The 11,323-nt window shown below is 62.0% G+C and carries 13 protein-coding genes; 5 read left to right on the top strand and 8 right to left on the bottom strand.

The features are described from left to right. Positions 1 to 35 precede the first annotated feature (35 nt). Positions 36 to 299 (bottom strand): hypothetical protein, encoded by a 264-nt coding sequence (locus B2696_RS03735; RefSeq protein ID WP_286953990.1) that lies wholly within the window; start codon positions 297 to 299, stop codon positions 36 to 38. Between B2696_RS03735 and B2696_RS03730 the strand changes: the two genes are divergently transcribed. Next, the gene (locus B2696_RS03730; protein WP_286953988.1) at positions 298 to 648 is read left to right on the top strand and encodes a TetR/AcrR family transcriptional regulator C-terminal domain-containing protein; all 351 of its coding nucleotides are present in this window, start codon (positions 298 to 300) and stop codon (positions 646 to 648) included. The genes B2696_RS03735 and B2696_RS03730 overlap by 2 nt on opposite strands. On the opposite strand, the gene B2696_RS03725 is transcribed toward B2696_RS03730, so the two are convergent. The 3 genes from B2696_RS03725 to B2696_RS03715 form a co-directional block, all read right to left on the bottom strand. Further along, a complete protein-coding gene (locus B2696_RS03725; protein WP_286953986.1) occupies positions 645 to 1,622 on the bottom strand; it encodes a zinc-binding dehydrogenase in 978 nt (325 codons plus the stop codon). The two genes, B2696_RS03730 and B2696_RS03725, sit on opposite strands and share 4 nt — an antisense overlap. Before the next feature lie 84 nt (positions 1,623 to 1,706). Then, positions 1,707 to 2,129, bottom strand: a complete 423-nt coding sequence (locus tag B2696_RS03720; protein ID WP_075729294.1) for an organic hydroperoxide resistance protein — start codon at positions 2,127 to 2,129, stop codon at positions 1,707 to 1,709. A 13-nt stretch (positions 2,130 to 2,142) separates the two neighbouring features. Continuing rightward, positions 2,143 to 2,592, bottom strand: coding sequence for a MarR family winged helix-turn-helix transcriptional regulator (locus B2696_RS03715; RefSeq protein ID WP_174775547.1), 450 nt, complete (start codon positions 2,590 to 2,592; stop codon positions 2,143 to 2,145). Between the two features lie 171 nt (positions 2,593 to 2,763). On the opposite strand from B2696_RS03715, the gene B2696_RS03710 reads away from it, so the two are divergent. From B2696_RS03710 to B2696_RS03700, 3 genes are all read left to right on the top strand, one after another. Next, complete coding sequence (locus B2696_RS03710) at positions 2,764 to 3,372, top strand: hypothetical protein (protein WP_286953983.1); 609 nt, start codon at positions 2,764 to 2,766, stop codon at positions 3,370 to 3,372. A 537-nt stretch (positions 3,373 to 3,909) separates the two neighbouring features. Then, on the top strand, positions 3,910 to 5,253 hold the full coding sequence (locus tag B2696_RS03705) for a TRAP transporter large permease subunit (RefSeq protein WP_286953982.1): 1,344 nt from the start codon (positions 3,910 to 3,912) through the stop codon (positions 5,251 to 5,253). Between the two features lie 62 nt (positions 5,254 to 5,315). Beyond that, on the top strand, positions 5,316 to 5,570 hold the full coding sequence (locus B2696_RS03700; RefSeq protein ID WP_276622799.1) for a hypothetical protein: 255 nt from the start codon (positions 5,316 to 5,318) through the stop codon (positions 5,568 to 5,570). Positions 5,571 to 5,579: 9 nt separating this feature from the next. On the opposite strand, the gene B2696_RS03695 is transcribed toward B2696_RS03700, so the two are convergent. After that, entirely contained in the window at positions 5,580 to 6,353 is a 774-nt protein-coding gene (locus B2696_RS03695; RefSeq protein ID WP_075729298.1) for a GntR family transcriptional regulator, read from the bottom strand. Positions 6,354 to 6,462: 109 nt separating this feature from the next. Between B2696_RS03695 and B2696_RS03690 the strand changes: the two genes are divergently transcribed. Further along, a complete protein-coding gene (locus B2696_RS03690; RefSeq protein ID WP_286953978.1) occupies positions 6,463 to 9,387 on the top strand; it encodes an FAD-binding and (Fe-S)-binding domain-containing protein in 2,925 nt (974 codons plus the stop codon). 5 nt (positions 9,388 to 9,392) lie between these two features. On the opposite strand, the gene B2696_RS03685 is transcribed toward B2696_RS03690, so the two are convergent. From B2696_RS03685 to B2696_RS03675, 3 genes are all read right to left on the bottom strand, one after another. Beyond that, positions 9,393 to 9,809, bottom strand: coding sequence for a cupin domain-containing protein (locus B2696_RS03685; RefSeq protein WP_075729300.1), 417 nt, complete (start codon positions 9,807 to 9,809; stop codon positions 9,393 to 9,395). Then, a complete protein-coding gene (locus tag B2696_RS03680; RefSeq protein ID WP_286953976.1) occupies positions 9,809 to 10,627 on the bottom strand; it encodes a class I SAM-dependent methyltransferase in 819 nt (272 codons plus the stop codon). Before B2696_RS03680 ends, B2696_RS03685 begins: the two co-directional genes overlap by 1 nt. A 99-nt stretch (positions 10,628 to 10,726) precedes the next feature. After that, positions 10,727 to 11,245, bottom strand: coding sequence for a DUF4232 domain-containing protein (locus tag B2696_RS03675; RefSeq protein WP_286953974.1), 519 nt, complete (start codon positions 11,243 to 11,245; stop codon positions 10,727 to 10,729). Positions 11,246 to 11,323 lie beyond the last annotated feature (78 nt).

The raw sequence follows: 11,323 nt of genomic DNA, 5'->3' as shown, positions 1-11,323 counted from the left end.
TTGCGCGGCTTAGTCATCTACTCGAGGCTTTGCTCTCACTGCGCTGAACTTATGGGCGTCCTTGCACTCGGGCGCGCCGGGGATGCACCACGGGCGAAGAAATAGGCGTCGCCGAAGAGTAACAGGGCGGAGAGCGCGGAGGCAGTCCATACCGTAGAGGACGCGGGAGGATCCCCCAGCACTAGGGGGTTGAGTGCGGCAAGGGGAAGGCCGTGGCCAAAGACGGCGGGCCAGATGCTGCCGAAGCGCACGGTAACCGCGCTTAAGAAAAGCCCCAGCCAAGCGTTGAACTCATTCATGGATCACGTCATCGAAAGATTTCAAGCAGAGCCCGGTTACGTGGAGCTACTAGCCGCGCAGCCCATAGTGGGGCCCAACTCGCTCGCACTCAATGAGGCGCTGCTGAGGTTCTTCATCGAGCGCGTGGGTCACAGCGCGCAAAAAGCAGCAAGTGTTACCGTCCTATTGACCGAATGGCTGCACGGGCACATGCTGCTCATGACTTCAGGTCTTGGGCCAGAGCCGCCAGCCAGGGACAACATCCCCGCGGCGGACTTTCAGCTTACTCGCGATATGCTTAACCAAGAGCCGGGGGACTGGGCGCTGCGGGCGTTGATTACAGCAGTGACCCTTAGCCCACAGGCTTAGAACTGCAGCAATACCTTGCCCACGCGGCCGGGTGTGAAGTGGGCGTCGATGGCGGCGGGGAGCTCCTCCGGGCCGAAGACTCCGGCTACGGGTAGGGTGAGCTCGCCGGCGCTGATGCGCTGCATGAGCTCAGCAAAGAGTCCCTGCTTCTTGGCCGGATCCATGTCACGGCTGACCTGCGAGCCCCAGAATCCTTTGACCTTCAGGTCGCGGAAGATGATGGGACCGGAGGGCAGTTCCATGGTGGGCCCTGCCATGGCGCCGAAGACGACGAGGGTGCCGCCCTGCGCCAACAGGGAGAGAACCTGGCCGGAGGACTGACCCCCGACGGAATCCACGCCCGCGCGAATCGGGGCGCCGCCGGTAATCTCTGCTGCTTGCTCCCGCCACTTCGGGTCAGCGGTGGAGACCACGGTGTCAATGCCCTGGGCCTTGAGCTCCTCGATGCCCTCGTTGCGGCGCACCAGGCCCAACACGTTGACCCCGCGGGCACGCGCCAGCTGGGCGAGCATGCGGCCCACGGCGCCATTCGCGGAGTTTTGGACTACCCAATCGCCTGCTTCGACGTCGAGGAAGTCCAGGAGGGAAAGGGCGCTAAAGGGCATCGAGACCAGCTGGGCCGCCGCCTCATCGGGCAGTTGCTCGGGGACGGGGATGAACCCGGCGACATCGACAAGCGCGTAATCGCCCCAGACACCGAAGGAGGTGCCGCTCACGCCGCGCTGGCCTACCTCGATACCGGTGACGCCCTCACCCAGCTTGTCGACGACGCCTAGTACCTCCGTACCAGCCGGCGCCGGCAGCTCCGGCTTGAAACCATAAGTGCCACGAATGGTCCAGATGTCGTGGTTGTGGATGGGCGAAAGCCGCACCCGCAGGCGGATCTGGCCGGGGCCGGGCTCCGGGAGGGGACGCTCCTCTACGTGCAAGACGTCTTGAGGTTCGCCGAATGAGTCATGAATGAGGGCGCGCATGAGTGCTCCTTGGGTAGTTGTTGGGGTGGGCAGGACCGTGTGTTTCTGGGTCTTGCTGCGTACTTCTGTGTGTTTCCGAAGTGCCTAGTCGTCGGAGACGGTGACGGTGACCTCGATGTTGCCGCGGGTGGCATTGGAGTAGGGGCAGACCTGGTGCGCGGCATCCGCCAGCGCTTGGGCCTCGTCGTGGCTCAGGTGTGGGATAGTGACCTCGAGCTCGACTGCCAAGCCGTAACCACCCTGGCCGTTGGAGCCGATGCTCACGCGTGCACCCACGGAGGTGTCGGCGAGCTTGATTTTCTGGCTGCGCGCAACGGACTGGAGCGCGGAGTGGAAACAGGCGGCGTAGCCGGCGGCGAAGAGCTGCTCGGGGTTGGCGCCAGCGCCGCTGCCGCCCATCTCCTTGGGGATAGCGAGGTCGAGGCTGATGGTGCCGTCCGAGGTGGCGGTGTGGCCGTTGCGGCCTTCTCCGGTGGCGAGTGCTTCTGCGGTGTACAGCGGTGTCATATCTCTAGCTCCTTCAAGCTTTGTCTGGCTTTTCTGCGCCAGATTGATTGAGTGAAGCGCACATCTCCTGCAGGGTGGAGAGCAGCTGGCGTGCCTGCTCATCATCCGTGGTGAGCATGAGTTCACGTACCTGAGTGGGGATGTGTGCAAGTTCGGATTCCAACGCCGTGCCGGCGTCAGTGAGTGTGACAGTGACGATGCGGGCGTCGCTATCGCGGCGCTCCCGGGCGAGGTATCCGGCCTTCTCCAGCCTGCGCAGCAGGGGGGAAAGGGTCCCGGAATCAAGCTGCATGGCCTCGCCCAAACACTGCATGTTCTGCTGGCCGTCATTCCACAGCACCACCATCACGAGGTACTGCGGGTAGGTGAGCTCCCACGGTTCAAGCAGCGTGCGATAAGCCCGCATGGTTGCTCGTGCGGCCGAGTAAAGGGAAAAGCACACCATCTTGTCTGTCACGCTCATGAGAACAATATTGCACACAATTTAGTTGTGCGCAAAATTGTATTAGGGCGGAATGTTCACTCCTACCGCTGAGCAGACCTTTGGCTGAGTTGGAGTTTTCCCAGTGCTGCCCTAATGGATGACGTTGTCCTCGACCCAGCGCCGCAGGTGCTGTAGGGGAGCGGCTGTGGAGTGTCCCAGCACGAGCTCCTCACCCACGTTGCCACGCTTGTCGAAGCCGGCTCCCTCCACCCCACCAATACCCTCACACTAAACCCCATATCGGCCGCGAACCTCGACAAGGCCTATGCGCAGGTCGCCGCCGGGCACATGCTTGGCAAGCTGGTCCTGGCGTGCTGGGCTGACTGGCTTCGCGAGCAAGCCCAACCTTTCCTGCTATGGCAAGATAGGCGCATGACTCTCTCATCTCGCATCTCCTCGCCTTTCAGTCGGCTCACTCGAATTGCAGCCGCCACCGCTGTGCTTACGTCACTGGTCGCCCCGCAGGCGGCAGCGCTTAGCCCGGAAGAAGAACAGTTCCGTACCGATCCGGTCGGGGCAGTGGCCTGGCAAACCATCATGAGCTCCTATAATGCCCTGCGCGCTAACGAGGGAGCCTTCACGGCGGCCTCGTACTTCTCTATGACTCGACCCGGTGAAAGCATAGGAATGCCCGGCCTGCAACGCTGTGCGGAAGGTCTTGGTTCTTCCTCGCCGCTGGGCGCAGTCCGTTTTGTTACCGGCGCGCTGTGTGCGAGTTTCGATCCTGCGTCCCGTGCGGAGGCAGCCCGCTTGGGCTAAAAGTGCTGGCCCGAATGAGAAAACGAGTGGAGCCCCGGCCTTGAAGGTCGGGGCTCCACTCGTCTCTCTGAAAGGTGTCACGCTATCGGCTTGAAGCCGCCCTGCGGACTAGGGGTTCTCTCTCTATCTCTCTCATGCGCTCTCTCAAACGCACAAGTGCAAGTATGGGGCATGTAGCTGAAATCAGCCTAGTGCACAACTGGGAGAAGCCTGGGGGTTTGAAAACGAATGGGTTACCGTGTGGAGATTGTTCCTGCCTCAATGTCCGTGGCCAGGAAGGGAAATGCGAGCTCATGTTTGTTCTTTCTTCCCCTCGAAGGTCATGGATAGCAACCGAAAGTGCACATATCAACCTTGCATCATGTTCCATGCGGAGGCCCGTGTGTAGAGATGGGGACGCGTGGAGGTGGGGAAGCCCTGGAACCTCAAGGGGGTAGGAAAGGGGTAAGCCCTAAGGGGCAATTCTGCCTGTGTGTGGCATGTAACATGCTACGGTGAGCCTCGTCACTTTACTGGAGCAATTTAAGGAGGCGCATAGTGGGCATCGCAGCTCTCTTTGTCTTTATTGCAGTGACGGTGGTTTTCAACACGTTTGTTAAGCGTGACATCTCGGAATCCCTCGTCATTGCGCTGATCGCCACCGCCTTACTGGGCGGAACTCAGGCACCAGCCCTTCTGGGCAACGCTATGTTCGAGGCCGCGCAGTCAGAAGTCACGTTTGCCGGCATGGCGTTTGTGTTCATGGGCATCATCGTCCAGGCAACTGGCCTCATTGACAGGCTGATTGAGATCTTGAACTCCCTCTTTGGGCGGCTGCGTGGTGGCGCGGCTTATGTCTCGACGCTGGGCTCGGCGATGATCGGCCTCATCGCCGGCTCTACCGCGGGAAACTCCGCCACCGTGGGCTCGGTGACCATCCCGTGGATGAAGAAATCCGGTTGGAGCTCCACCCGGGCGGCCACGCTTGTTGCTGGAAACTCCGGGCTTGGCGTGGCGCTTCCTCCTAACTCCACGATGTTTATCATCTTGGCGCTGCCGGCCGCAGCAGGTGCCTCGGCCTCGAGCGTCTACGTCGCCCTGGCGTGCGGCGGCGCCTACGCAGTGCTCTACCGCCTTGCCGTGGTCTTTTGGTGGACGCGCAAGGACAAGATAGAGGCTTCGTCTAGCGATGAAATCAAGACTTTCCGCGAGTCCATGCGCGAAGGCTGGCGCTCGCCTTCCATCTTCATGGGCATTGTCATTCCCGTCATCCTGACGATCGGCCCCGTTGCGGGCTACCTGACCAAAGAGCTCGGCACAGATGCGGTCAAGTCCATCTCCATCATCGTCTGGGTTCCGGTTCTCATTACGCTTATCGCGTTGCTGGAAGGCGCAAAGCATATCCGGCGCAACAACGCTCAGTTTAGGGCGCAGCTCAAGCGCGACTCCTCGCAGTTTGCCACCGTCGGTATCTCACTTTTCGCGGCGCTGTCGGCTGCAAAAATTATGGAGGAGCTTGGCGTGGGTGACCAGCTCTCCGGGATACTTGATGCCCTGGATCTGCCCCGCTGGATCATGCTCATCGCCGTCGCCATCTTGGCCGTGCTTGTTGCCACCCCGCTCTCATCCACGGCAACCGCGGCAGCGATCGGTGCTCCGGCTGTCGCCGCTTTGACTGCGGTCGGCCTCGATCCCGCCGCAGCCATCGTCGTTATCCTGTTGTGCACCTCTACCGAAGGCGCCTCGCCGCCGGTCGGAGCTCCCATTTACCTCTCCGCAGCAATGGCCGAGGCGGATCCTCCCAAGATGTTCGTGCCGCTCATTGTCTACTTCGTTCTGCCCTTGATGCTGCTCGCTTGGCTTATCGGAATGGGATGGCTGCCCATCTATGTCCCTGCCTAGAAGGCAGAAATCAAGAGCTAAAAGAGAAATAAGTGCAGTTTGCAGTTTAAGGAGAAAGAAAAATGCAAGCCATCTTCCGGGTATTTGAAGTCCTATTCTTTAGCTTCATGGCCCTGTTCATGCTGGGTGGAGTGGCCATTATCGCTACCCAGTTCTTCGGCGTTGTCTCGCTGAACGGGAGCACAGTACTAGGGGTGGAGAACTGGCTGGCGCCGGTGACCTTCGCGTGCGCCACGGCGTGCGCTGTCTGTGCCTTCGTGCTCAACTATCGCCCCAAGCCGCAGTCTCAAGAGCATCACTACAGCACCGAGGACTAAGCCCGGGTGTTAAGGGCGTGAGGTATAGCGTGCCCAAATGGCATCCGCTTGTGTGCCCGCCGCGCGCTCGTTGAGTCCAGGATTCCGCTTGAGCACGTTCTGGCGTAGTAAGAGAAGCCCAGTGGCGCGGATGTGCGCGGCCATCTCGGCTCGGGCCAGTTCAGGATCTTGTCGGGCGATGGCCTCAATCACCGGCAGATGCTCCGAATGCACCTGTTCGAGGGAGCGGAAGCGCCGCACCGTGGAATCGGAAAGCAGGCGGGTGTGGGTGCGCAAGGTGGCCAGGATGTCGCGCCCGCGCCGGCTGTGTCCGGCGGCCAGGATGGAGTCGTGCAGCAGCTGGTCCCAGGCAAAGAAAGTGGCTTCGTCGCCGGATTCGACCGCACGCTGCATCTGTGCGGCTATGTTTTTCATCTCGGCCAGTTCATCTTCGCTGCGGTCGCGGGCGGCGCGGGCGGCGGCGGGGGGCTCGATGCTTAGGCGCAGTTCGAAGATATCTGCCACGTCTTCTGGCTGGGGCTCTACTACGCGGAAGCCGCGGTTACGCACGAACTCGATGAGCCCGGCCTCCTCTAGGCGCAGCAGCCCGTCGCGCACGGGGGAGCGGGAAATGCCGAGCTGCTCGGAGAGTTGGTAGACGCTGTACCACGTGCCGCTGGACATCTCGCCGCCCTGTATGGCATCGCGCACGTGATTCATCACCTGCGAGGCCATGGTCTGCGGGGCGGAGACGGCGCGGCCGGCGGGAGATTCCGCGCCGGAGCTATGAGCAGTGAGATCCATTTAGTGAACATTACCCAGAAGCAACACCAGAATGTAACATGTTACCCAGTGGGGTCGGGTCTGCACCCAACGCTTCCCCACGCTAGAGCAGGAAAGTGGAGCATCCGCCATGACTAATACCATCAAGTTTCAGCGCTTGGAGCCCAGCGTCTACGCCAAGATTGCGCGCACAGGCTTGCGCACCGACATGGCCACACGCGCGGCCTATACCAGCGATGCCTCCATCTTCCGCCGAGTTCCCGCCGGCGTTCTCGAGCCCCGCACCCTCGAGGACGTGCGTGACGGCGTCGCCATCGCCCAGGCCCGCGGATGGAAGGTCGTCGGACGCGGTGGCGGTTCCTCCGTGGCGGGCAATGCCATCGGGGAAGGGCTCATCATTGATACTTCCCGCTACTTCAACCGCATCCTCGACATCGACCCCGAGCGAGCCACCGCCACGGTGGAGCCGGGCGTGGTTTGTGATGCCTTGCGCGATGCCGCGGCCCCGCACGGGCTTACCTATGGGCCGGATCCCTCGACCCACTCGCGCTGCACCATCGGGGGCATGGTGGCCAATAACGCCTGCGGCTCCCACTCCGTGGCCTTTGGCACGGCCGCCGAAAACTTGGTCGACGTTACGCTCCTGCTTGGCGACGGCCGCGAGGTCACCTTCACCAAAGGAGGCGCCTCCGATCCAGACATCGACGCCGCCCTGCGCAGCCTAGTGGAGGACAATGCCGAGCTCATCGAGTCCGAGCTCGGGCGCTTCCCACGTCAGGTCTCGGGCTACGGGCTGCATTACCTCCTTGATCGCCATGGCTTCGACGTGGCCAAGGCCCTGGCCGGCTCCGAGGGAACGACGGGGATTATCACTAAGCTCACCGTCAAGCTCGTGCCGGTGCCCAAGGTCAAGGCACTGGCGGTGCTGGCTTTTGACACCGTCTTCGATGCCGCCGCTGCCGCGGCCCAGCTGCGCCTGCCTGGGGTCGCCACCATCGAGGGAATGGGCGGGGACCTTTTGGCCGCGTTGCGTTCCAAGGTGGGCCAGGAGAAGGCCGGGGCCAATCTGCCCGGCAACCGCAAGGGGCTGCCCGCCGGCGGCTGGCTTTATTGCGAGACTGGCGGGGAAGACCTCGACGAGGCCTTGGCACTGGCCCATGATGTGGCAGGTGCGGTCGAGACCATCGATACCGTGGTCGTCCACGAGCCGGGCGAGATGCGCGAGCTCTGGCGCATCCGCGAGGCTTCCGCCGGGATTGTCACCCGCCTGCCCGATGGCGGGGAGGCCTGGCCCAACTGGGAGGACTCCGCGGTTCCGCCTGAGAACCTCGCCGATTACCTGCGCGATCTCTACGCCCTGATGGATAAGTACCATCTGCGCGGGATTCCCTTCGGCCACTTCGGCGAGGGCTGCGTACACGTGCGCATCTCCTTCGACTTCGGCACGAAAGAGGGAATCACGCAGTTCAAGGCCTTCATGGAGGATGCCGCCGCGCTCGTCTCCTCCTACGGCGGCTCGCTCTCCGGTGAGCATGGCGATGGCCGCGCGCGCTCCGCCCTGCTCGGGCACATGTACTCCCCGCAGATGCTGGCACTTTTTGAAAATTTCAAGCTCATCTTCGACCCGGACCGCCTGTTCAACCCGGGCGTCCTGGTCTGGCCGGATGCCACCGACCAGGGCTTGCGCATGGCTCCGGGGCAACGCACCTTTGAGATCACCCCGGTGCATGCATTCAGTCATGACAAGGGCTCGATGGTCAACGCCATCAACCGCTGCGTCGGCGTTTCTGCCTGCCGCTCGGAGACGGGCTCGATGTGCCCCTCCTTCCAGATCACCGGCGACGAGATTCACTCCACGCGCGGGCGCGCTCGCCTGTTTAGCGAGATGTTCCGTGGCGAGTCCATCCGTGATGGTTTTCGCTCCACCGAGGTCGCCGAGGCCCTCGACCTGTGCCTATCCTGCAAGGCCTGCGCCTCCGAATGCCCGGTCAACGTGGACATGGCTACCTATAAATCTGAGTTCTTGCACAAGCACTACAAGGGTCGTCTGCGCCCTGGTGCCCACTACGTTATGGGCTGGCTGCCGCTTTTGGGTTTCATTGCCCACAAGATTCCGTTGGTGCCAACCTTGGCCGATAAGGCGATGTCTACTCCTGGACTGAGCACGCTGATTGCGCGGATAGGCGGCCTCGATACCAATAGGCCACTTATCCACTTCGCGCATACCTCGCTGCGCACGTGGCATAAGCGCCACGTGAAGAAAGCCGGCACTAAGCGCAACACCGCGCACCAATCCGAGCGCGACACCGTTGTGCTCTGGCCGGATTCCTTCAATTCCTCGCTGGGCACCTCCCCGGCCACTGCGGCCGTCGAGGTCCTTGAGGCGCTGGGTTATCGCGTGGAAATCCCGCAGGAGTTCGTGTGCTGCGGCCTGACCTGGCATTCCACGGGACAGCTGGACATGACGCGCCGCGTCCTCGAGCACACCGCCAAGGTGATGCGGCCTTATCTCGATCGTGGCCTGCCGGTCATCGGCGTCGAGCCCTCCTGCACTGTCATGCTGAATTCCGAGGCCACCGAGTTGAGCCCCAATCCCGATCTCGCGCGCCTGGCTCAGGCCACAGTTCCTTTCTCGGAGTTCATCGTCCCCCGCATCAAGGAACAGGTCGACGCAGGAAAGATCGTGCCTGGTGATGTCTCAGCCTTGACCCAGGTTCACTGCCACGAGAAGTCCTTGGGGGATCCTTCCCAGTCCGCCCAGCTTCTCGATGCCCTCGGCGTCGACGAGGAACACATCGCCACCGGCTGTTGTGGCCTGGCCGGCAACTGGGGATTTGAAAAGGGCCACGCGGAAGTCTCCATGGCCCTCGGCGAGCGCGAGCTCTTCCCGCGTGTGCGCGAGGCCACCGAGGAAGGCAAGCTCGTCATCGCCGATGGCTTTTCCTGCCGCACCCAGATCGAGCAGGGTACAGGCACCGCGGCCAAGCACATCGCCGAAATCGTCCGCGACGTGCTCAAAGGTCAGCCGCAGGCCGGCCAGAAAGCGCGGGACTAGAAAGGCTATTTAGAGCCTGCGTCTGTGATTCTCTCGCCGGTAATCATGGTCAACAACAAGACTCCCGTGCCCTCTGCGGTGGCGGGGTAGTCCACGCGGTGAACGAGATGATCACGCAGTTGGACTGCAGAGCCTGGACTTAAAGTCACGGTTTTTCCTGCGCAGGAGAACTCAAACTCCCCACGTAGGGAGGACACGGTGATGGGATGCGCTGCGCGGTGATCGGGCAGGTCCTGGCCCGGTGCGAAGCTGAAGACGATGAGGTTGGCGCCGTCGGCACGCAGGACCCGCTTGACCGCGGGCCGCTTCTTATCGGGCTCAACTTCAGGAGCTTGGGCGAGAAGGTCGAGGAAGTGAAAGCCTTCGTGGTAATCCTCGACGGCTGGCCCGAAGGTTTCTGGGGTGTTGGTATTTAAGGTCATTAACTCTGTTTCCTAAGAATGAGGCCCACCGCACCGAGGTTGTCCTTGTGACGGTTGAAGGTGGCGCGCATGGTCAGCACACGGGCGCGTAGGTCTGGCTGCCGGAGCACGTTGAAAAAAATCCTTGCGGTGCCCTTTATACCCTCGTCGCGGATGTTGCGGCCCGGGGAAAGCAAAGCCATGTCGGCGCGGTAGCAGTCGATGACCTCGAATCCGCAGCTGCGCGCGATGTCGGCCCATTCAGGCACGGTGAGGGGGCGGGCATTGACCTTGATGGAGGTAGCCAGCTCCCGCTGAATGGCGGTGGCGTGCTCCGCGGAGATCGTATCTGGGTTCAGGCACAGCTCATGGATGGCGTAGAGACCACCAGGGCGCAGGAGACGCGCGGCCTCCGCCATGATTTCTTTCTTGTGCTTATCCGTGGTCATGGTCAACATGGCCTCGCCGACGATGACGTCAGCGGTAGCATCCGGAAGACCGCTTGCAGTAGCCGCGGCATTAATAACCTCGTGGGAACCCGAAGGGCCTGCGGCAACTGCAGCTATATTAGCGCGGACATTGGCGCAGGCATCCGCATCCTCGTCGACGCCGATATAGCGGCTGGGGCGCCGCGAGAGGATCTCTTTGGCGGTGACGCCCAGACCCGGCGCGAACTCTATAACAGTGGAGCCCTGAAGAGGAACGTTGTCGAGGAGGAATTCGGTGGTTTCGCGGCCGCCGGGGCGAAGGACTTTCTTTCCTAGACGGGCGAGGATCCAGTGTCCTCCGGCGCGCGCGGCGGATTGCTCCGCTGCGGGGATACGGGGTTGTGCTGTCATGAGCGCGAGTCTACGCGTCTATCCAGCGAAAACAGCACCCTAAATTAGGTAAACCTACTGCGAATTAGGTCACACTAAAAAGTGTGCTGCTACTAGTGCCTACCGGGTTACCGGCTGCACCGAAATGAGTTCTGCGTCTTCGCTCTCGCAGCCGGTTACGGAGTCCAGCGGGAGGAAAACCGAGTCGGTCTGATTCGGCGGATAGACGCGCAGGCCATCGGCGGGAACCGGCGAGCACGCCTGCACGTCGTAGTTCTCCGCACGCGTGATGCGCACGGACGAGTGCGCGGACTCGCCCGGCTGCAGCGTCACTGGCTCGCTGGCTACTTCCTCCCGCCGCGCCGGAGTGCCCAGCTGCGTGCCGTCATCGTTTCCAACGAGGCTCACGCCGGGGAATCCATCGAGGGTGCAAGGATTGTCTGAGGTGTTGCGGAAGTCCACATCGAGAAGAATGCTCCCTGCGGCTCCTTGTGTATCGCCTGCGGTTACGGACAGTTTGGCCGTCTGGCAGGCGGCGGAGGGATCCGGATGTGCTTCCCCCTGACCAGTGGTTTCTTTGTCGGTGTCTTTTCCTGGAACGCTTCCCTGGGAGGGAGACTCCGTGACGACTGAAGTCACCGTTTCTTGAGATTGACTCGACTCGTTCCCTGATGCGCAGCCGTAAAGGAAGACTGCGCAGGCAACGGCTAGAACTGG

Source organism: Corynebacterium sp. UBA4397 (genome assembly GCF_002390965.1).
GTDB classification, from domain to species: Bacteria; Actinomycetota; Actinomycetes; order Mycobacteriales; family Mycobacteriaceae; genus Corynebacterium; species Corynebacterium flavescens.
This window is presented reverse-complemented; position numbering and strand designations above follow the sequence as displayed.